We start from the raw sequence: 21,496 nt of genomic DNA, 5'->3' as shown, positions 1-21,496 counted from the left end.
TCATTATCCTCCTATAAGCTATAAACTTAATAATTTATTAAATAGATTGTCCCAACTTAACATGACCTTTTAGTAAATTACGAGAAATGATTAAACGCTGAATTTCATCTGTGCCATCGTAAATTCTCCAAAGCCTTGCTTCTCGATACCAGCGCTCAATCGGTAATTCCCTCGTATAGCCCATACCGCCGTGGATTTGTAATACACGGTCGACGACTCGATTGCCGATATTAGAACCATATAATTTGGCAATTGAGGCTACGTGGCGATTATCCTCACCTTGATCAAGCGTAAATGCTGCATTTAAGGTTAACCAACGAGCTGCTTCAATTTCAACGGCAGAGTCCGCAATTTGCCACTGAATAGCTTGTCTTTCAGCAATCGGTTTACCAAACGTTTCACGTTCTTTAGAATAATCAATTGCCATTTGTAATAGTCGTTCGGACGCCCCTACTGCTGCGGCTCCCACGATCCAGCGAGCAAACCCAATCCATTCTAAGCCAAGCTGGTACCCTTTATGAAGCTCACCTAAAATGTTTTCTTCCGGCACACGAACGTTATCAAACACTAATCCAGCTGGACCCCATTCTCCCATCGTATCAATATACTCAGATCTCCAGCCCATATCACGATCTACAATAAAGCAAGTAATTCCTTCTGTGCCTGTCGCCTTATGTTTTTCTTTATCAGTAATCGCGATAACCATGACAAAGTCAGCTTCGTTTCCACCTGTAATAAATGTTTTTTCCCCATTTAGTATCCATTCGTTTCCATCTTTCACAGCCGTCATTTTAATGTTTCGCGTATCTGAGCCAGCACTTGGTTCAGTCATTGCAAAACACGACTTCTTTTCACCATTAATCGTTGGTATTAAGTATTCTTTCTTTTGTTCTTCATTTGCATAATAAAGAATGTTGTCTGCACTGCCGCCAAAACTGAATGGCACGAACGTCTTTGAAACTTCCATCATGACGATGGCTAACATCATATTGCCGAGATCAGCCCCCCCATATTCTGCTGGTGTATTAATCCCCCAGAAACCAAATTCTTTTGCTTTCAATTGAAGCGCTTTCATTTGTTCCGCTGAAAGGCTTGGTCTTCCTTCTCTTTCATTACGTAATACTTCATTCTCTAACGGCATTAGTTCATTTTCCACAAACTTGCGAATCGTCTTTTGTACCATTCGTTGTTCTTCTGTTAAACGTAAATGCATACTAATTCCCCCAGACATAATAAAAGTTAAGAGTTGCCCCTTTCTATTTATATTATACCTACCGGTTAGTATGTTGTCTTTAGTTAATTTTCAGAAAATTAATTTTTTTGTTAGTTTTTTTATATAATTTTTAAAAATTGACGTTCTTTTCGCCGTTTTTATGAAATAGTAGAAGAATAGAGGTGACTCTTTGCAAAGTTCCATATCCCTTACTCACTACATTTACCCTTCGTATATATAGTGAAATAATAAGATAAAGAGCCCTTTTTGAGCCACCTTCTCATAAATTTCCTTTTTACTTAATTACAAATGCCGTTTGACTGTGACCTTCTTTTGTCTTTTTCACATCTAAAATCGCTGGTATTGCTTGTTTGAGTTCTTGAACGTGTGAAATGACACCGATCAGCCTTCCGGATTGTTGCAGTTCAATAAGCGTATCGATCGCTTTACTGAGTGACTCTTCATCTAATGAGCCAAATCCTTCATCAATGAACATCGTCTCTATAGAAATCCCACCTTGGTGTGATTGAATAATATCAGCCATACCGAGTGCCAAACTCAACGATGCATTGAACTTTTCACCACCTGACAACGTTTTTACATCACGCTTTTGTCCCGTATAATTATCATACACATCGAGACTCAGCCCGCTTTGCTTTCCTCTTTTTTCAAGTCGATCACTTCGCACAAGCTGGAATTGACCATTGGAAAGTCGAGTTAATCGTTGATTCGCGACTTGAACAATTTGCTCTAAAAACTCGATTAATAAGTATCGCTCAAACGAGATCCTTTTCGCATTATCGCCCCGAACAACATCATAAAGGTCCTTATGAATATAATAAATCTGTTCAGCTTCCTTCACTTTTTCACTTGCACTTTCAATATCTATAATAGATTGATTAATCAAATTCACATTAGTGTCCATTTGAATATACGTTAATCTTACTTTCTCAATTAGTTGTTCTAATTGTTGAAGTTCCATTTTAAACGCAACAAGATCGAAACGTTCTTTACCTTTTAATTCACTTTCGAGTTCGGATACTTGCTTTTTCGTTGTAGCTAAGTCCGTCTTAAATGTTTCAATTTCTTCTTTCAGGTCATCTCGTTCTAATTTTGTTCGTTTTGCCCCGTGGTACTCTTCTTCTGTTGTGAAGCCAGTTGCTAACAGTTGTTCCTGAAACTTATCATACGCTTTTTCTTTTTTCTCACTTGTAGATAAGAATTGTTTTTCCACATTAGCAATTGTCGTTTTCGTAGTGAAGTAGCGTTCATTCGCTGCGTTTAATGCATCTTGAACCGCTTTCCACTGTCGCTCAATCTTTTGCTTCTCTTCTTCTCTTTGGGTAACTTCATTTTGAAGCTTTTCTAGTGACTGAAGATCCGCTGGAATGTCTTTTAAGAGTTGTTCATGTAACGTCGTTTCTTTTTCAAAAGTAATGATTGTTTGATTATATTGCTTTTCGACTTGGAGTTTTTCCGTTTCTGTTTGTTCCATGTTTTTTTCTAGTTGTTCCTGTGCTTTTTTGTGTTGCTCCAATTCTCTTTGCTCTGTTTTAAGTTGAGTGATCTCTTTTTGTAACACCATTTCTGTTTCAGTGAGTTGCTGTAATGTGTTGTGTGGTTCTTCAGGCGATATACTTAATTCTTGAAGTTCTTGTTGCTTAGTTTCCAGCTGAATAAAAATTGTACTGAGTTCAGCTTGTAATTTCCGAAACTGGTCTTCAATAATATCTTTTTCATTCCTTTTCTGTTCAAGAAGCTCTTTCGATGGAATATTGTGTTTTTGAATAGCTTTCTCAGGGTGTTCAACACTGCCGCAAACAGGGCACGATTCCCCGTCGTGCAGGTGTTCAGCTAATAAACTAGCTTGTCCGGCAACCCATAGGGCCTCCAATTCGTCATAGGCTTTTTTCACTTCCCCAAAAGCCGTTTCCTTTGTTTGCATCCGTGTAGACCATTGTGATTGCTTTTCTGTCAAACTTATATACTCATGAACCGCTTTTACTTTTGTTTTCATGTCTTGAAGTTGCTCTACTTTTAGCGCATAACCTTGACTATTTGTTTCAAGACGTTTAATCTCAGCTGTCCTCTCACTTTTTATCTCTTTATGTTGCTTCAACTGTAACGTAAAGGCTTCTGTTTGTTTTTCTAATTGCTCCGCTTCTTTTCTCAATTGTTGTAATGACGTTCGATGTTCATCGAGTTTGGCTACTTTTGGTACATATTCTTTTAACTTGTTAACGAGAACTACTATATCTTCCCGTTCTTCATGCTTCTCTTCTTCCACTTTGTACATTTTTTCAGCTGTGACCTTAGCTGCTTCTGCTTGTACAAGTTCTCTGTTTGCTTTTTCATGTTGCTCTTTAACTAGCTGAAGTTCTTGCTCGATTTCTTTATAATGTCCTTCATGAACCTCTAATTGGCTAGCTGTTTCCGCTAGCGTGAGCTCTCGTTCTTTTTCATTCATTTCAGGAATTTTATGTTCTAGAACTTCATTTAATTTCCGCTTCATTTCTAGATTTTCAAATCGTTCATTAATTGCTTTTGCTTCATGAAATTGTTTCGTTTTTTCTTGAAGGAGCTGATTTTGTTCGTCCAACCGTTGTTTTTGTTGAATTGTTTCTTGTTGGTAATACGACATTTCATCTGCTAAAGCTTCGAGGACTTGGTGCGTATTATAATTTTCTTGAGCAAACACTTCTGTAAACAATGAACCCTCACGCGAAGGGAGGTTTTTAGAAATATTTTTAATATGAAGGTCACGTTCTTGCCTTTGTCCTTCGTATACTTTTTGTGACGAAACACGTTTTTCATTTAAACGCTCTGTTACATGTTTAAACAATCCTGTTTTAAAAATCTTTCGAAGTATTTCTTCTTTGTCTTCAGTTTCTGACGTTAATAACTTTCGAAATTCGCCTTGTGGGAGCATAACGATTTGACTGAACTGTTCCTTCGTTAATCCGATAATTTCTTGAAGCTTTTCGTTAACATGGGTTACCGTCAAACGATCGACTAATAACGTTTCTTGGCCGTCTGTTATTTCATACAATTCATATTTGTCACCAGTTGCTGTTTTATTTGTTCCTTTAATGTGGGCGAGCTGTCTAAACACACGATACATCCGGCCACGAAGTTCGAATTCAAAATCAATAGATGTATGGTCCTCATCCGCTGCAAAATGACTTCTAAGCATTCTTGAATCATTACGATCTTCACCGCTTGCCTCACCATATAGAGCAAAACAAATCGCATCAAAAATACTCGTTTTTCCTGCTCCTGTATTTCCAGAAATGACAAATAGACGGTGTTCTTTTAGGTCTCTAAAATTAATGACTTCCTTATGTTTGTAAGGTCCAAACGCAGTTAATGTTAATTTTATCGGTCTCATTTGCGCTCACCATCCAGTCTGATCGTTTCTTGTAACACTGCGCTGAATAATTGTTCAGTCTCTTCTGTTATGTCTGAGCCTTTTACTTCTTTATAAAACGCCTTAAAAAGAGAAAGTTCATCCATTTTGGATCGTGCCATCGTTTCCTCGTTGTCATGATCCGCAGCTAAAAAGGAAATCACTCTTTCTACGTGCATCGCATTAGGATAAACCGAACGAATCCTCTCCATCGGTGATAGGACTGGACTCTCGTCTAATAATCTAACAAATACGTAATCTTCATTGCGTTCGTGCTGCTCAATTTCATCAATCTTACCTTCTACAGTACGTATCGTTCGGCGTGGCTCTAACAATCTTTTTTCAACTGACACTTCACCACTTTGATCTAACTCGATGATATAGTAGCCTTTTTTATGATGTTCTTCCGAGATTGAGTATTTTAATGGTGAACCTGCATAACGAATTTTTTCATTCCCAACGTGATGGGCTTGGTGTAAATGCCCTAAAGCTGTGTAATGGAACGGAGCAAACAGGTTAGCATTGACATGCTCGGCTCCCCCAATCGCCAGCGGGCGTTCCGAGTCACTTGTATTTGGCTTTTCTTCTCCGTACGGAGTTACAAAGGCATGTCCAACGAAAATATGTCTAGCGTTTTTATCCATCGTTTCAACAATTTTATGAATAATCGCTTGCATTGCTTCATTATGAGATCGGACGTCTTCTAGTTGCATTTCATAGCGAACTTTACTAGGTTCGGCATAAGGAACTAGATGAAAATGTACTTCTCCATGCTCATCATGCAGAATGACCGGGTCAAACGTATCTGTGTATTGACCTACAATATGAAAACCGTTCGTCTTCATAATTTTCCTTCCAAAATCAAGGCGCTCAGGACCATCATGGTTTCCGCCAATCGCAAGTACTGGAATTTTTAATTTTAAAACGATCGTTTCTAATACTTCATCTAGTAGATCGACAGCTTCAGTCGGTGGAATGGAGCGATCATATAAATCTCCAGCAATGACGACAGCATCTGGCTTTTCCTTTTCTACTTCTTTGATCAATTGGTCTAGTACATGTTTTTGATCTTCTGTCATATAGACACCTTGTACTAATTTTCCGAGATGCCAATCTGCGGTATGGAAAAATTTCAATCTGAGCACCATCCTTTTTATAATGAAATTTAAAAATGTGTACTTGCTTTTTGGTTCTTCTCAAAACTTACAAAAGAGCCTTGTTTAACTACTTCTATTATGACAAAAAAGGTATACCAAAAATGGTACACCTATTATTTAAGCGAAGCGATAATGATATAAAACCTATATCATTTTATCATATTTATAATAGCTTGATAGAGATTTTCTATTGGAATTCATCCATAATTGCATTCCTTTTGTTATACAGCTTTAAAACAATATAAACGAAGCAAGTTCCAACAAAAGTAATAAAACCAGGCGAAAGAGATACTGGGAGACACAAATAAAGAACAATGCCTATACTAATAGTGAGCAATCCGGTCTTATTATAGTGAAAACTATTAGTCGTTAGCTTTTCGAAATCAACTGAAGTTAGTTCACGTTTTTTAATGATAATATAATCAATTACAATAACAGCCGAAAGCGGGATAATAAGCGCACCCATCCATGAAATATAAACTTGCGCATTAGTCACTAGATTTGGAAAAGCACTTAGAGTAACCGCTGTGACTCCAAAAATAATTGCACTGCGAACTCTACCTAAATGAGGAATACTATTTAATAAGCTATATCCACCTGTATACGCATTACTTAAATTAATCGTAATCATTGAAAAAATGGCTGCGACAAAGATAATCGCAGTTAAAATAAATGAACTAGTAAGCTGACTCGAAACAACATACGGATTCCAATTTCCTGAAATCGTTGCAGTATAAGCTCCTAGTATTGCGGTTAATGCAAAACCAACTGTATTGCCTGTTAACAACCCAAAATATGCGTGTTTTGTAGATTTTGCGTACCGAGCCATATCCGAAGCTGAGCTAACACCAGAAATATACTGAACAAAGGCTAAGCTTGCAAAGAACATCATCGTTCCTATTGGTATAGTTCCATCATGTGTATTTACGTCCGACATTACGATACCACTTCGATCAGCAGTTATTAATATATAGAGCATAACGACACCACCCATAAAAAGCAGTGGTAAAAAATACTTCGTCATCTTTTTAACTGCTTCAAAACCAATGAGTGCTAGAGTTGCCATGATCGTAGCCATTACTAACGCGAGCGGGGTAAAAGGGACCTCGATTGATGCGACTCTTTCTAGTAACTCTTTTAATAGATATGTCCCACCTATCGTTTGTACAGCAAACCAGTATAGTGATGTAATCGTCCGAACCGGTGAGGCAATATACCGTGCCCCCTTTACTCCCATAATCGAACGAATAGCATATTGTGCAGGAATACCGTATTTTGCACCTGGTAACGCTAAAAATGAGACGAAAATAAATGCAACAGTTGCACCAATCATCGTTGATAACACTGCCTGAAAAAAAGATAAGCCACCTTGCAGTACTGCTAATGCAGGAATTAATACATTTCCTGCATTGACTGAGATGGCCATCTGAATCATCGCATATTCAATCGAAGTTGTCGTTCGCAAATGAATGGGTACCGACTCTAAACCATACCGTTCTACGACTGGAATTTTCTCTTTATGACGATAATTTACTTCTCCCATAATGCCACTCCTAGCTGTTCATTCGACTGAAACTGAATTAGGGACTAGCTGATTTTTTCATTCATCTGCTTAGCAAATGCACGAATGGATTCTTCATTTAAATTAGTAACGTCACTACTAATGCCCTTAACTTTCGTAACGATTTGCCGTTCTAAAAAGTTCATCTGTGAAAACAGGAGCTCGCCGCCAAAAAGTCCGTTGGCGAAGGAGTGCTCTCTTAATTGAACTGGGTATACCTTATTAAATTGCTCTTTTGCTAATTCACCTTCATTCATACAACAAAGAAAAAGCCCGACTCTTTTAGTTAACAGTTGATCAAGATTTGCTTTTATAAATTGTCTCACTTTTTTTTGGATTGTACCCAAGTGAATAGAACCGCCAATAATAATCGTGTCATACCGATCAATTTTAGGCTGAAAGATACTCCTATTTAAGTCTACAAGTTCAACATTACCTTCAAAATAGTGAGAAAGAAGTTTGGATGCTTTTTCTGTTGTCCCATGTGAAGTACTATAAACGATTAAACACTTCATATGTATTCCCCCACAATTTTCACTTATAAACAGTATATTATATGTTAATGGATAGGAATACCATAATGTTTGAGATTACCATGCCATTGTACTATACTTTACTTGAATAAAATGGATGCCTTAATTAATTGACATAATTAAGAAATAGGTGATCGAGTTGCGATTGTTGGTCTTTTTATTGTCCGCCCTCTTATTGAGCGCTTGTGGGCAACAAGTTACCGAAACGGAAAGGATTAGTGAAGATACAATGTCAAAGGACTCAATTTTTAACGTAAGTGTAACAACAGCTGATGGAAATGAAAGGAAGCTTCAAGATTATGAAGGAAAAGTGCTGTTCATTGTGAACGTTGCATCTAAATGCGGCTTTACATCTCAGTACGAACAGTTAGAAAGTGTATACCAAAAATACAAAAGTCAAGGTTTTGAAATCCTTGCCTTTCCATCCAATGACTTTGGTGGGCAAGAGCCAGGTACGGTCGAGGAAATCGTTGAGTTCTGTCAAGTAAACTACGGGGTTTCATTTGAAGTATTCGATAAAGTTCATGCAGGGGAAGAGGACACTCACCCTTTGTTTAAACAGTTAACAGCCTTAGGCGACCCAATTAAATGGAACTTTGAAAAGTTTCTTATTTCACGTGATGGTGAACTCATTGAACGGTACGGAAGTCGTATTAAGCCCGATGACGATCAAGTAATTAAGGCAATTGAAGCCGCGTTGGGCCAGTGATTATAGTCTCATTAGCTTAGTATTTGGATGCAAATCAAATCTAGATTTGATTTGCATCCTGTTTTTTGATAATTAGATTACATTCACGTGGTTGACCTTACAGCTTCGTTACTACCTTCTCCAAAATACTTCCCATCATCTTTTTTTAACAACGACATCGCATTCTTCTTCCAAAGGACGGATAACGGCAGACATATCTAAATCGGCAAACCCTTGATCAATCGCTTCTTGAAAAGCTCGTTCGGCAAACCGTCCGGAAAACTCCTGTAATCCTGCTTGTTCAAATAATGGATTAGCTAGTTTCACATCTTTGTGAACGTATTTTACAGCGCCGCCAGGTTCAAATTGGCGGTCTAAAACGTAATCTCCCATATGTCTTCGTAGCATTTTACTATCTCCATAGCTTACTTGTAATATTTCAAAAAGATGTTCAGGATTTAAACCGAGGGCTGTTCCTGTTACCATAGCCTCTGAAGCAGCAATGGAATGAACAGCTACTAAGTACTGGTTAATTAATTTGGCTGCACTACCCGATCCAGTTGGGCCGAGGTGCTTGATTGTCTTTCCTAACACATCTAATATTGAAAGAACTTGAACAAAAGAAGTCTCTTTTCCACCGACCATGATAGTTAATGTTCCTTGTTCCGCTCCTTCTGGACCGCCACTAACAGGTGCATCTAAATAATCGGTCCCTTTTTCAACAGCCTTCATCGCAACATATTTACTCGTATCAACGCCGACTGTCGTAAAATCAATACAGACGGTGTTAGACTTGGTGTGTTCTAATACCCCACCGCTCCCACAATACACTTCTTCTACATCTTGAGGCATGGATAGACACGTACAAATTACGTCTGACTGATTTGATAGAGTTGCTATATCTTCTGCTTGAAAAGCCCCTTCTTTTATAAGTGGTTCGACTTTTTCTGGAGAGCGATTATAGACCGTTACCTTATAGCCCGCAGCTAACAATCTTTTTACCATTCTCGAACCCATAACACCCGTTCCGATAAATCCAATGTTCATTTCCCATTCCTCCTCATCCACACAAAGCTGTCTTCACTTTTTCCCTTAGGCGTGTATTCTAGCCCAACAAACCCTTGATATTGAAGGTTATCCAGCGACTTAAAAACCAATTCATAATCGATTTCTCCTGTTCTAGGTTCGTGACGACCAGGAACATCGGCTATTTGTACATGTCCTATATGGTTTTTGTACTTTTCAAAGGCTGAGATAAGGGAACCAGCCTGAATTCTTTGCTGATGATAAAAATCATACTGAAGCTTCACGTTTGGTAAATCGACTTCTCGAAGGACGTTAACCGCTTCTTCAATATTCGATAAAAAGTAACCTGGCATATCAAAAGAATTAATAGGTTCTATGAGTAGTGTTAATTGATGTTTTTCAAAACGACTCGCTGCATATTGAATATTGTCTAAGTACGTTTTCTTCGCAACCGCTCTTTCAAGTCCTTCAGGCAGTACTCCTGCCATGCAGTGTATTTTTGAGCAGCCTAGAGCCTTCGCATACTTGATCCCGTCCTCAACTCCTTCCCGAAACTCAGTCATCATAGAAGGATCAACGGCTAAACCGCGATCCCCCTTTTCCCAGTTACCCGGCGGTAAGTTCATAAGTACAAGTGATAATTGATGTTGGTTAAGCTCCTTTTTAATATCTTCAATCGAAAAGCTGTATGGAAATTGACATTCAACATAAGAAAAATCCGCTTCCTTTGCTTTAGTAAAACGTTCTAGAAATGGTACTTCAGTAAAAACCGTTGAAAGATTAACAGCAAATTGAAACACTTTACACACACCTCTATAAAATTGATAGTTAAAACTATTTCGACAATTTATCCTAAATTCCTTCATAAATCAATTTTCAAATAATATAGATCTCCTCTGGAAACAATAACCTTTAAGATTAATGGATGTTAAGGAGATAAATAATGATACCATCTAATCAATTTCGCAAAGAAAAAGATACTTTAGGTGAAATTCATGTTCCATCTAATGCGTACTATGGTTCTCAAACCCGACGCGCTTTCGAGAATTTTCAAATTAGCGGGAGAAAACTGCCCCGATCCTTTATTAAAGCACAAGGTATTATTAAAGCTTCTGCGGCACTTGTGAACATGGAGGTTGGGAAATTACCTCAAAATATAGCTCAAGCCATCATTACAGCCGCTGAGGAAGTTACAAAAGGACAATGGGATGATCATTTTGTCGTAGATGTATACCAAGCGGGAGCTGGTACCTCACAAAATATGAACGCAAATGAAATTATTGCTAACCGGGCTACCGAGTTATTAGGTGGGTCTATCGATCATTCTCTCAATACATTTCGAGTACATCCAAACGACCATGTAAATATGGCACAATCAACAAATGATACATTTCCTGCAGCACTAAATATGGCTGCAGTAGAAAATATAAATCAACGGCTTCTTCCTGCTATCTCTGATTTGCAACAAGAGCTCCAAAACAAGTCTAATCAATTTATGCACATTTTAAAAACGGGTAGAACTCATTTACACGATGCAGTGCCGATGCGATTAGGACAAGAATTTTCAGGGTATGCCGGGACAATCGAATCAATGTACGCACAAATTGAAGCAACCGTTGACCCGCTTTATGAAATTGGTTTAGGCGGCAATGCAATTGGCACTCCTATAAATACACACCCAGATTACCCGCAAAAAGTTATTCTAGAGATCAGCAATCGCACGAATTACCCTTTTCGATCTCCAGCCAACCTGTTTAGCTTTATGCAAAATCGTAATGCACCGATCCGTACAATGATGGCTTTAAAGGAGCTCGCTGTTCACTTAATAAAAATTACCAGTGATTTGCGTTTGTTAAGTTCTGGACCTCGTACAGGCTTAGCTGAAATAACACTGCCATCCGTACAGCCTGGCTCAACGATTATGCCCGGAAAAGTAAATCCAGCGATCTTAGAAATGGTTCATATGGTTTGCTGTCAAATCATCGGATATGAAGCAGCTATCGCTACAGCCGGAATGTCCGCTCAGTTAGAGATTAATGTCATGATGCCGCTCATTGCCTACACTTTACTTGACGCCATCGATATACTAGCTAATGCTGTTTCGACATTAGTCACAAAATGTATTACAGGGATTCAAGCGAATGAAGAAGTATGTAAAAATTGGATGGAAGCAAGCTTAGCATTAGTCACTGGGCTCAGCCCATCTATGGGGTACGATCTTACAGCTCAGATTGGAATGCAGGCTGATGTTGAAAATAAGACGTTAAATCAAGTTCTCCAAGAGTTAGGGTTAATGTCAGATGAAGTTAAAAAAGCAATCGATCCTAATAGAATGGTTTAAGTTAAAAGTTTGATAAGAAGGAGACTGCCAATGGCGTCAAGTAAATTCAAATTAATTCCACTTGTTATACTTTCGTTTTTTATAGCAGGGTTATATAGTTATCCAACTCAAGCTGATGAATTAAAATCTACAACTAACATTGGTTCGGTTTTTGACATAGTTGGTCATATAGGATTAAAAAACGCTCGTGAAAAAGGTTTAACAACGGCTGTAAATAAAAAAGTTACCATCGAGGACAACGTCATTACTTTTACGGAGAGCCTTTTTGATGGGTCGAAGATCTATATCGGTTATATCATTGAACCTATAGATACCCTAAAAGTCGGGCCTGATAGAAACGGCTTTTTAGACGTAGGGATTTCAATTAATAATGGACAAATCGGAAGTCACAGTTTTGGGGTTAGTGAAACTAGATTGAATATTGGAATGTATATTGGAATGTTTGAAGTTCAGCTTTCTGATGAATATTCCTTGCCCAATTCCTTCTTGCTTGGATTACAATCCTACAAAGACCAATCATTGTACCTTGAACTTCCTGTTGAGAGAAAGGGTCACCATTACTCGTATTTCATTACAAAAGAAAAAGAAGCTAATGATTATTCACTTTACTATGACAAAATTACCTTCTTCCCAACTGCTATTGAAATAAAATACAGAGAAGTCATGGATTATGAAAGTCTTAACTCTCAAGATCCTCACATTTTGTCCTTTCAAATCGTAGACGACCAAGGACGTGTCCTACAACCATTAAGTAGTGGCGGGGGTGGAAGAATTAAAGGCGACAAGTTTATTAGCAATTCTAAATATTACTTTGAGCCCCTAAAAAAAACACCAAAAACGTTAACAGTCAAACCTTATTTCGTTGACATCAGTACTCATCAACCTAAAAAGGTCAAAAAGAAATGGAAGGGAAAAGCATTCACTCTTTCACAAGGAAAGATGGGACAATTAAAGATTTTAACGGTTGAGGAGAACAATGATATTGTTAATGTCACATACGAGACGAAAGGATACCATGCCTATCAGCAAGCAATGGTTTTATGGATTGAAGATACAGACGGTAATGAATACCATTTTGATGAAGCTCCTAAAAGAATTGAAGGTACAACCAATCAATATCAAGCAACCTTTCGATCAATGTCTTCTATTGATGGTGAGTTATATTTAAACACAGTTAAACTAAAAAAACCTAACTATGTTAATGAATTTGAAATTAAAGTTCAATTTGTAAACAATTCATTTTAGGGCTAACCATATAAGGCGAGCACTGTCACCAGGTGCCCGCCTCTTATTTCTATTTAAAACAATACCCAGACGGCTTTTCTGCTGTGTATCCGCCGTCGTTATACAGCTCATAGTAATGCAACACTTTATCTACATATTTTTGACTATGATTATAAGAAAAAACCGCTTTTGGTAGATCACCATTTGCCGCACCATGATCGGCTAAATATTTTGCTGCGGCATTCGCAGCATCAACTACATTAAAAGGATCTGCTTTTCCGTTACCTGAAGCATCTATCCCATAGCCGCCATATTCTACTATCAATTCGAGGTCGGTTATATCTACACCATCTGTTATATCTCCTAAGTCGGTTCCTGGGTATCGCCAACCGACCCATGTACGGGGCATAAATTGAAAATGACCGACAGCTCCAACTGAACTAACCATTGGATCTACCGTTGAAAATCTCGTTTCAATTCGATGAATCGCAGCGAGTAATTCCCATGGTATGGCATACGTTTCGGCAGCTTCTTTATAAATCGGTATATAACAGCTTGGAATGGCATTATCTTTAAACGAAAATTGAATAAGACCTCTTTTTATTTCCGTTTGATAATGTAACACCATCACAAGAAGAAGAACGGCGAATGCGAAGATTAACCGTCCTCTCATTGATTTTCTTATTTTCTTTTTCTTCTTCCCCATGATTCTTACCTTTCACTTTCTATCTTTTGAATTCATAATAATAATCATATTTCTTGTGTCGGGAAGCATAGCAGTCCTCACATATTGGAAATGCGAAGTCAAGGTCAAGCTTCGTTCCGCAGGTTTTACAGTTCTTGCTCATATTTCGGACGTCTGTTTTTAGGCGTTCGTGTACATCATCACTAATCTCCTCACGTACTCGCTCCCAGTATAATGCTTCGGTACGTCGGTCAAGCCGGTACAAGAATAGCAAATGTAAACCAACCGCTTTGTAAGACAGCTCTACTTCTTCAAGTGTCCCTTTTTTAATAATAGGCTCCGGTAGTTCTTCACCTTTTATTATCGCGGACATAGCTCTTCTCCACTGTTTTGTTAGGAGCGTTTCATTCGTCGAAAAAGGTAAATGTAAAAATCCATAAAGATCCATCATTGATAAGCGTGCCTCGATTTGCGTACCACGTACCATCGTATACAATTCTCTTTCCTCAGAAAGAGTTGCTTTCTTCGTACCTTTTGGACTTTCAAACTTATTCCATAGCTCAAAAAACGTTCCAAGATCACGATGATATTTCTGAAATCGCTCAAATACTGCATTCGTTGGTGCAATGGCGAATGTCGACACAAGTGCATCTTCTTGATCTAACAGACGCTTCATACGTTTAATGTCTTTCGTAAAAGCGACTTTACCAACATCATAGATCCCTTTCCGACCTGCACGTCCAGCAATTTGTTTTACTTCTTGAGACGTTAGACGTCGTCTTCTTGTACCGTCAAATTTTTCATTTTCTAGAAAAACAATTCGCCGAATCGGTAAGTTTAACCCCATGCCGATCGCATCTGTCGCAACTATGACATTCGTTTCACCATCAATAAAACGTTGCATTTGTTTTTTCCGCGTTTCAGGGGGCATACTGCCGTAAATCATACTGACCGAATGACCGCTGTTCTGCAACTTAGAAGCCGTTTCAAGTACTCTTCTTCGGGAAAAACAAACGAGTGCATCCCCTTTTCTCGTATGCTTCATGCTAAACTCTTTCGACTCTACTTCAAGGGGGATTTCGCGGTAATACTTATAAATTTCAATATCCGAATCCCCCAGCAGTTCGACAATCATTGATTCTGCGTTATGACTTCCGATAATATGGACTTCTTTCGCATTAGCTTTTGTGAGCGCCTTGAACCATGAAAACCCACGATCATTATCTGCAATCATTTGAGCCTCATCAATGACAACGATATCGTAGAACTCTTTTTCATGGAACATTTCAACTGTACACGAAATATGGTTCGCACCTTCCATCTCTTTTTCTTCTTCACCTGTTTTCAGTGAACAAGGAACTCCTTCGTGATTTAATTTATCGAATACTTCAAGAGCTAACAATCGAAGTGGTGCTAAATATAAACCGCTGTTTGCTTCTTTCATTCGTTCTAGTGCATGATGGGTCTTACCTGTATTGGTTTCACCGATATGCAGCACATACTGAATGTTTCGGCCAATCGATGGTCGATATTCACGCCCAAATATATCTTCGAGCATCCGTTCTTCCATCGCTTTTTTTCTTTCAATCTCAGCTATTTCTTCGGCTTTTTTTCGTTCACGATCTTCAAGATCTTGTTCGTATATTTTTTCGTGACGTTCTAGATCAAATTGAATGGTTGCTAATTCGAGAAGATCAGATACATATTCTTCTTGTATCCTTTTAAAATAATCACTTTCAAGAGTATTGACATAGATGGTTAACAGTTTTCTTAACGATCTTTGAGATAAGTCTCGATTGAATTCTATAGCATATTGATCCGTTAGTGATGGAGGCAATTGCTCCAATACAGTACGTGCTACAAAATTTGGAAGATAGTCACCGATTAATTTTTCATACGCATAAAAATACGTTTCGTATTCCCAATGAAATTTTTTATGAACAGCCCCTGTTAATTCATCAAAAAACGTAGCTATTGTTGAATAGTTAGAGGGATCAAAAGGACCTTCTTCAACTAACTTCTCTTCTATCTTAAAAGGTGCAATTGCAGGATACTTTTGATTGTTCTCAAAATCAAAAGCTAATTGTTTCGCCACATGGTGCCTGACGTAAAGGTAAAAATGTTCATATTCTTCTGCAATTAAATGTTGAGCAAAAGCTTCAATGTTTTCTTTAATGCTGCTTCTTTTTTCAGCTTGTAACTCTTCTTCTTTTCTTTTAAGAAATTCTTCGCGTACACGATGATAACGTTCTTCCCATCCTAAGTCATTTCCAGAAAATGATTCCTCAACCCATGAAAGGGTATCAAATGGTTCATATGAACGCATTTCGTTTCGAAACAAACGGTTAATCAATTTCCGGTCTACACCTTCAACTTCATAGCCATTTTCACTAAGAAAAGCCTTCTTCTCTCGCTTTGGTACATCATTCGTTACTTTTGTAAGCCAGACATTAATCCAAATTTGTTCAATATAGTGCCGACGGTCAATTATATATTGTTCATATGTGGGCATTGATTCTTTTATCTCAAGGTAATGATCGATGTCCTCATTAATTTTCATTTTCGTATGTTCTATCGCTTGAGGGTAAAGTACGGTTAGCTTGCTCATCATAAGCACCCCTTCCTATTCGTTCAGAGACACTATGTATTTTTTTTAGATTTTTACTACTTATTGGCTAGCTTCACTTTTGTCTGAAAGAGACGCAGTGTTCTTTTTTATTCGTCATCCAAAGTTGTTTGTTATAATATATTAACCATACTGTTTATAAGGAGATTTTTCAATGAGCAAAAAGCAATTAGAAGAACAGATTATCCAAAACTTTCAACAAGATGAACAAATGATGATTCTCGTTTTTGCCCAATGGTGTGTCAATCATGATTTAAATCCTGAGGAACTATACTTACGAGCCTATCCTAACCAAGAAAGTAACCAAGCTTTACAACAAGCTTTAAGTTTAACAGTTTCTAAAGAAGAAGCAGGTCCAATCCCTGACGATACCGTCCTCGGTGTACTTTCCTTATTTGGTAATGAGGACCTCGCATTTATTGTTACTGAAGAAATTTCAAAGCGAGAGCAACAATAAAGTGAAAGTGAAACTTTTCAGGGGGGGATCTTCATTCCTGATATAGGTATTGAATTTGTTCAAGATCTCTTAAGATGGCCTTTGTCTCTTTGCTTGATAACGGAACAAGCAGTTGATCGTAAAGGCTGACAACTTGTCCACCCGCTTCGTTCTCGTGCTTTTTCAAGTAATTATATAATTGGGCAACTTGACTTTGCTTTAAACTGGTTTCTGTTAAATGGTGTTTGACGGAATGCAGCAAGAATTCATTTGAATTCGTATCAAATTCTCCGGTAATAATTTGACCATTAACATAGGACATTGTCACTTCACTCTCCATAGCATTTTAAAATAGTTTGCCCTAATACTAAAAAGATAATTGCATTTATGTTTTTTTGAAGTACTTACCTTGACAATTTATTTAAAGTGCATCTATCTTCCATGGTGTCCTATGTTACATAAAAGCTATTTGATAAATGGGGTGATCAAATGCGCTACCGGTTTTGTCCGAAATGCGGTGGTACATTAGAAATTCAAGGTACGAAAAGTATTCACCAACCTAAGTGTATCAATTGCGGATTTATTTTTTATCAAAATCCAATCGTTGGCGTGGCCGCAATTGTTATCCAGGACCAAAAACTTCTTCTCGGAAAACGTAATATAAGTTATAAGGATAAATGGTGTATTCCATGTGGTTATGTTGAATACGATGAAGACGTTCGTGCAGCAGCCAAAAGAGAGTTTTTTGAAGAAACAGGTCTGCATATCGAATTAAAAAAAGTTTATGAGGTGCACTCGAATTTTCATAATCCTGAACAGCATACTGTAGGTATATGGTTTTTTGCAGAAGTTTTAGGTGGCACGTTAAAAGCGAATGATGATTTAAGTGAAGTAGACTACTTTGCCTTTGACGCGATACCAGAACTAGCCTTTGAAACCGACCTTCTCGTCATAGAAAAGTTAAAGGCAGAAAAACTCCTATAAGCGTCTTCCAAACTTATCAAGTAGTTTATCGGCCAACATTCTAATATAATGGTAGAAGATAATTACTAGATAAGGGTTGTTGCCTTATGATTGAGGAAAAAGCACTAGCTGTAAAATGGTGTAATGATTTTCTTGAAACTGATAGTAACCTTACACTATCACCGATTAGCTACCAATACATTTTATGGAGCCGTTCTAAAGCGTACGAAACACAAAGTTTTGATTGGGTTACCTTGAATGCTCATTTGCGGTCATCATTAGAAAATCGTTCTTTTACCGAACAGTTTATTGACGTAATACAAAATGTTCAAACGTTCACGGATGTCTTGAAACTGATTAAAATTGAGAGTGAGTTACGGGACTTTCAACAATTCACAAAAATTGTCCCATTCAAAAAGCTTTCTTATGCAAGAGGCTGATGTTTATCAGTCTCTTTTTATTTTGTTTTTGAAAGTAAACTCGATAATTCAAATGATGAAGTTAGGTAACAACTTTTTCCTAACCCTCAAAATATTTCTCCGATGATTGAAAAAATATTAGGATAAACTAAAAGGAAATAACCTTTCTTGTAATGTACAAAAGTGTGCAACCAATCGCTCTACATTTCGTATATTAAGTAAAGTCTAATGAAAGAAGTGATTATGATGATCTTACAGGAACCTTTGCAACAAAAGGTTGAGCAATACATAGATGGTTATAAACAATTAAAAAGTGCATTAAAATGGAAAGTTTCTGACAAAACATTGATGATGGTGGCCTCAATTTATGTCGTTAACAATAAAGCATTAAATATATCGCATTTTACAGAATTAAGTGAGTACATAAAAAGTCAGGTTGGACTGCTCTCAACATTAAGAGGTTACCAACGTTTTACGATCGCTGCGATGCTCGATGTCCGTTTTGAAAATCCAAAAGAAAAATTCCAAGAATTCATCGATTTATATGAAAAGTTAATTCAAGGCGGATTTAAACGCGATTCATTTTCCTATATAGCAGCAATGATTTTACTTACTAACGATCCTGATGAAAGTGATCATTGCGAAAGTATCGAGCGTGCACTAGCCATTTATAAGGGAATGAAGGCGCAACACTTTTTTCTCACATCCACTGTTGACTATCCGTTAGCAGTCTTACTAGCAAAAGTAGATACGGATAAGCAAAAGCTTCTAGATCTAACAGAAACGTATTATAATGAGCTCTCTAAAAATGGTTTTAGAAAAGGAAATGACCTTCAATTTCTTAGCCACATTTTATCGCTGCAATATGAAGAAAAACCAAATGTCCTCATTGAACGCTCTTTAAATATCTTGGACAGATTTAAGCAATCTAGACGAAGATTAAAGACGATGCACTACCCTGAAGTCGGGTTACTTGCCTTACTTGAGGACGGTATTCAGGAAATAGACTTTGTATTGAAACTTGAAGACCAACTTAATAAGGAAAAATCATTCAGATGGCATAAAGATATGAATTTTATAATGGCGGTTAACTTTTTAATGACAGATAAAATGAAGGAATCCATGATACTAGAAACCGGCATCTTTACTACTTTTGAAGCACTCATGCAGGCACAACAAGCAGCGATGATCGCTGCTGTTACCAGCGTTTCCGTTGCCTCTTCAAACTCAAACACGAATTAAAAAGGTGGTCGATATTCTTCGACCACCTTTAAATTACCTAATAAATTTATATATAAAGGTGGAATGACTACTTATTGTATAAATCCTACCTAGTATTCTTTTACTTTTCAGATTTACTGTGAAGTACTTGATTTAAATGCTTCCAAGCAGCATCATTTGCAAAGTGTCTGGCCCAACTCGCAACACCCGCTAGTTTGTGTTCCTGACTAATAGCCACCCTTTTTTCAATCGACGTTTCATCTTCTATCCAAATCTTATATGTCGCTTCTTCACTTTCATCAATAAACTCAACATAATATTGACCAGTTGCTATGTCATAGGTTGGTGTTAATCCCCGCTCTTTTATCCATTCTTGCACTTCATTCATAGACAATGCTTGAGAGGACACCTCAACATTTCCACCGTCTGTCGTTTGCTCAGTCCACAGTCTTGCATAGAATGGAATTCCAAGCACGAGCTTTTCATTCGGAACTTCTTCCAGTAATCGCAACACATTTTGTTCCACCCACGGCAGGCTAGCCACACTTCCAGACTGTGGAGATGTTGCCCAATGCTCATCATAGGCCATAACAATCATATAATCCACGATCGATGATAAGGCCACTCGGTCATAAAACATCGACCAATTTTCACTCGCAGAAATAAACGTAATGTCCATAGAAACAATCAATCCGGCACGATGGAGATACGGGGTAAGTTCTCTCATAAATTGCGTAACCAAATCTTTATCTTTTAAAAATACATTCTCAAAGTCAACATTAATTCCGTCTAAGCCATATAATTGACTATAATAAATAAGCTGACGAATCATGTTCTGACGGGTTTCAAAACTGGAGAGCGCCTCATTGGTTAAATCAGGATCAAAGTCATTAGAAAATAACCCCCATACTTGAAAGCCCCTGTCTCTTGCCCATTCCATATACTCTAACGATCCAAGATTTGAAATATTTCCTTCACCGTTTTTGAGTTTAAACCATGTCGGCGAAACAACGTTTACCCCAGGGAGTTCAGGTAAGGAGCTTGCACTAGGTGTTTCTGTGTATACAGCTTCCCACGTCAGGTTAATTGGTCCATCAATGATAGGTAGGTCCGTGTTTCCTTTTCCATCCACTTCTACTACGATCCGCTCTCGCTCAAGATCTAAGGTAATATGATCTCTTTTTATAAAACCAGCGACCCCATTTAACTTACGGACATACACAAACTCCTCGTTTTGTTGTTCAACAATGACTCTTTCATCAATCATTACTTCTGCTGTAAATGGACTTGTTACTGTCTCTTTTACTCTTAAGCGTGCTTCGTGCTCCTTTAATGAGTCTGCTACAACCGCATATTGTACTTCTTCACCGTCTTCGCGAATAAAAAGAGCTGTTGTCTCATCGACTACATTTGTTTCCAACGCATAAATCATTTCGACTAACTCAAGGCTTATAAAATAATCTTGTTCATTTAATGTTAATACTGGGATTTCAAATGTAAAAGGCTCTTCATTTATAAAAATAGACAGTTCCTCCTCTGGAACTTGGAGCACTTTATCATCCGTTGTAATGATCATTGACCTTGACTGTTCATCAAAAAAACCAGTTGGATCGATGTGTTCCTTAAAAAATCTTAAACTAACATAGTATTGGTTGTTCAAAAGAATAGATTCACCTTCAAAGACTTCTGTTTTATAAATAATCGGATGCTCGGAATGAAAGTACTCCACTTGTTCTTTTGATGAAAATGGGTAGATTGCTAGAATGGAACCTCCAACTACTAATAAAAAGAGTAAGGTACATCCAATATATATAAACTTACGATTAAATAATCGACGCTCATCATTGTGTGACACGAGCTCGCCCTCCTTTGCCTATATCCCGTATTATAACGAACATATAGAAGGAAAAGAGTTTGTAAATTATAGAAAGACAATGTATTGGGTGCCAAAGTTTAACGTTTGGGCCCACTAAAAAAGCGATGGAAACGTCCCCTTT

18 protein-coding genes are annotated in these 21,496 nt (G+C 37.6%); 7 read left to right on the top strand and 11 right to left on the bottom strand.

Translation table 11 applies throughout. The features are described 5' to 3' along the window. Positions 1–37 precede the first annotated feature (37 nt). The 5 genes from N7Z68_RS13695 to N7Z68_RS13675 all read right to left on the bottom strand — a co-directional run bounded on the left by N7Z68_RS13695 (position 38) and on the right by N7Z68_RS13675 (position 7,852). Positions 38–1,213, bottom strand: a complete 1,176-nt coding sequence (locus tag N7Z68_RS13695) for an acyl-CoA dehydrogenase family protein (RefSeq protein WP_275119043.1) — start codon at positions 1,211–1,213, stop codon at positions 38–40. Between the two features lie 295 nt (positions 1,214–1,508). After that, positions 1,509–4,601, bottom strand: coding sequence for an AAA family ATPase (locus tag N7Z68_RS13690; protein WP_275119042.1), 3,093 nt, complete (start codon positions 4,599–4,601; stop codon positions 1,509–1,511). Then, the gene (locus N7Z68_RS13685; RefSeq protein ID WP_275119041.1) at positions 4,598–5,755 is read right to left on the bottom strand and encodes an exonuclease SbcCD subunit D; all 1,158 of its coding nucleotides are present in this window, start codon (positions 5,753–5,755) and stop codon (positions 4,598–4,600) included. The genes N7Z68_RS13690 and N7Z68_RS13685 overlap by 4 nt, the downstream gene beginning before the upstream one ends. 208 nt (positions 5,756–5,963) lie before the next feature. Beyond that, entirely contained in the window at positions 5,964–7,319 is a 1,356-nt protein-coding gene (locus N7Z68_RS13680) for a purine-cytosine permease family protein (RefSeq protein ID WP_275119040.1), read from the bottom strand. Positions 7,320–7,363: 44 nt separating this feature from the next. Continuing rightward, entirely contained in the window at positions 7,364–7,852 is a 489-nt protein-coding gene (locus N7Z68_RS13675; protein ID WP_275119039.1) for a flavodoxin domain-containing protein, read from the bottom strand. A 247-nt stretch (positions 7,853–8,099) separates the two neighbouring features. Between N7Z68_RS13675 and N7Z68_RS13670 the strand changes: the two genes are divergently transcribed. Then, positions 8,100–8,579 (top strand): glutathione peroxidase, encoded by a 480-nt coding sequence (locus N7Z68_RS13670; RefSeq protein WP_275119038.1) that lies wholly within the window; start codon positions 8,100–8,102, stop codon positions 8,577–8,579. 135 nt (positions 8,580–8,714) lie between these two features. Here the strand turns inward: N7Z68_RS13670 and N7Z68_RS13665 are convergent, their stop codons facing one another. Beyond that, positions 8,715–9,605 carry an NAD(P)-dependent oxidoreductase gene (locus tag N7Z68_RS13665; RefSeq protein ID WP_275119037.1) on the bottom strand — a complete coding sequence of 297 codons (891 nt, stop codon included), beginning with the start codon at positions 9,603–9,605 and terminating at the stop codon, positions 8,715–8,717. Beyond that, the gene (locus tag N7Z68_RS13660) at positions 9,602–10,384 is read right to left on the bottom strand and encodes a hydroxypyruvate isomerase family protein (RefSeq protein ID WP_275119036.1); all 783 of its coding nucleotides are present in this window, start codon (positions 10,382–10,384) and stop codon (positions 9,602–9,604) included. The genes N7Z68_RS13665 and N7Z68_RS13660 overlap by 4 nt, the downstream gene beginning before the upstream one ends. A gap of 143 nt (positions 10,385–10,527) precedes the next feature. Here N7Z68_RS13660 and N7Z68_RS13655 point away from each other — a divergent pair, with 143 nt between their 5' ends. Both N7Z68_RS13655 and N7Z68_RS13650 read left to right on the top strand, forming a co-directional pair. Next, on the top strand, positions 10,528–11,925 hold the full coding sequence (locus N7Z68_RS13655; RefSeq protein ID WP_275119035.1) for a class II fumarate hydratase: 1,398 nt from the start codon (positions 10,528–10,530) through the stop codon (positions 11,923–11,925). A 30-nt stretch (positions 11,926–11,955) separates the two neighbouring features. After that, positions 11,956–13,170, top strand: coding sequence for a DUF4179 domain-containing protein (locus tag N7Z68_RS13650; protein ID WP_275119034.1), 1,215 nt, complete (start codon positions 11,956–11,958; stop codon positions 13,168–13,170). Positions 13,171–13,219: 49 nt separating this feature from the next. Here the strand turns inward: N7Z68_RS13650 and N7Z68_RS13645 are convergent, their stop codons facing one another. Both N7Z68_RS13645 and N7Z68_RS13640 read right to left on the bottom strand, forming a co-directional pair. Then, positions 13,220–13,855, bottom strand: a complete 636-nt coding sequence (locus tag N7Z68_RS13645) for a lytic transglycosylase domain-containing protein (RefSeq protein ID WP_275119033.1) — start codon at positions 13,853–13,855, stop codon at positions 13,220–13,222. A gap of 19 nt (positions 13,856–13,874) precedes the next feature. Then, entirely contained in the window at positions 13,875–16,442 is a 2,568-nt protein-coding gene (locus N7Z68_RS13640; RefSeq protein ID WP_275119177.1) for a DEAD/DEAH box helicase, read from the bottom strand. Between the two features lie 172 nt (positions 16,443–16,614). Between N7Z68_RS13640 and yxiS the strand changes: the two genes are divergently transcribed. Then, positions 16,615–16,917 (top strand): protein YxiS, encoded by a 303-nt coding sequence (yxiS, locus tag N7Z68_RS13635; protein WP_275119032.1) that lies wholly within the window; start codon positions 16,615–16,617, stop codon positions 16,915–16,917. 31 nt (positions 16,918–16,948) lie between these two features. On the opposite strand, the gene N7Z68_RS13630 is transcribed toward yxiS, so the two are convergent. Beyond that, the gene (locus tag N7Z68_RS13630; RefSeq protein ID WP_275119176.1) at positions 16,949–17,218 is read right to left on the bottom strand and encodes a hypothetical protein; all 270 of its coding nucleotides are present in this window, start codon (positions 17,216–17,218) and stop codon (positions 16,949–16,951) included. 167 nt (positions 17,219–17,385) lie between these two features. On the opposite strand from N7Z68_RS13630, the gene N7Z68_RS13625 reads away from it, so the two are divergent. From N7Z68_RS13625 to N7Z68_RS13615, 3 genes are all read left to right on the top strand, one after another. Continuing rightward, positions 17,386–17,880 (top strand): NUDIX domain-containing protein, encoded by a 495-nt coding sequence (locus tag N7Z68_RS13625; protein WP_275119031.1) that lies wholly within the window; start codon positions 17,386–17,388, stop codon positions 17,878–17,880. Positions 17,881–17,966: 86 nt separating this feature from the next. Next, entirely contained in the window at positions 17,967–18,299 is a 333-nt protein-coding gene (locus tag N7Z68_RS13620) for a hypothetical protein (protein WP_275119030.1), read from the top strand. A 222-nt stretch (positions 18,300–18,521) separates the two neighbouring features. Continuing rightward, complete coding sequence (locus N7Z68_RS13615) at positions 18,522–19,520, top strand: DUF4003 family protein (RefSeq protein ID WP_275119029.1); 999 nt, start codon at positions 18,522–18,524, stop codon at positions 19,518–19,520. 100 nt (positions 19,521–19,620) lie between these two features. Here N7Z68_RS13615 and N7Z68_RS13610 read toward each other — a convergent pair whose 3' ends face one another. Beyond that, positions 19,621–21,354 (bottom strand): glycosyl hydrolase family 18 protein, encoded by a 1,734-nt coding sequence (locus tag N7Z68_RS13610; RefSeq protein ID WP_275119028.1) that lies wholly within the window; start codon positions 21,352–21,354, stop codon positions 19,621–19,623. Positions 21,355–21,496 lie beyond the last annotated feature (142 nt).

Source organism: Alkalihalobacterium chitinilyticum, assembly GCF_029028005.1.
In the GTDB taxonomy this organism is placed as follows: Bacteria; Bacillota; Bacilli; order Bacillales; family Bacillaceae_F; genus Alkalihalobacterium; species Alkalihalobacterium chitinilyticum.
Note: the sequence above shows the minus strand (reverse complement) of the source record. Positions and strands in the feature narration are given on the sequence as shown.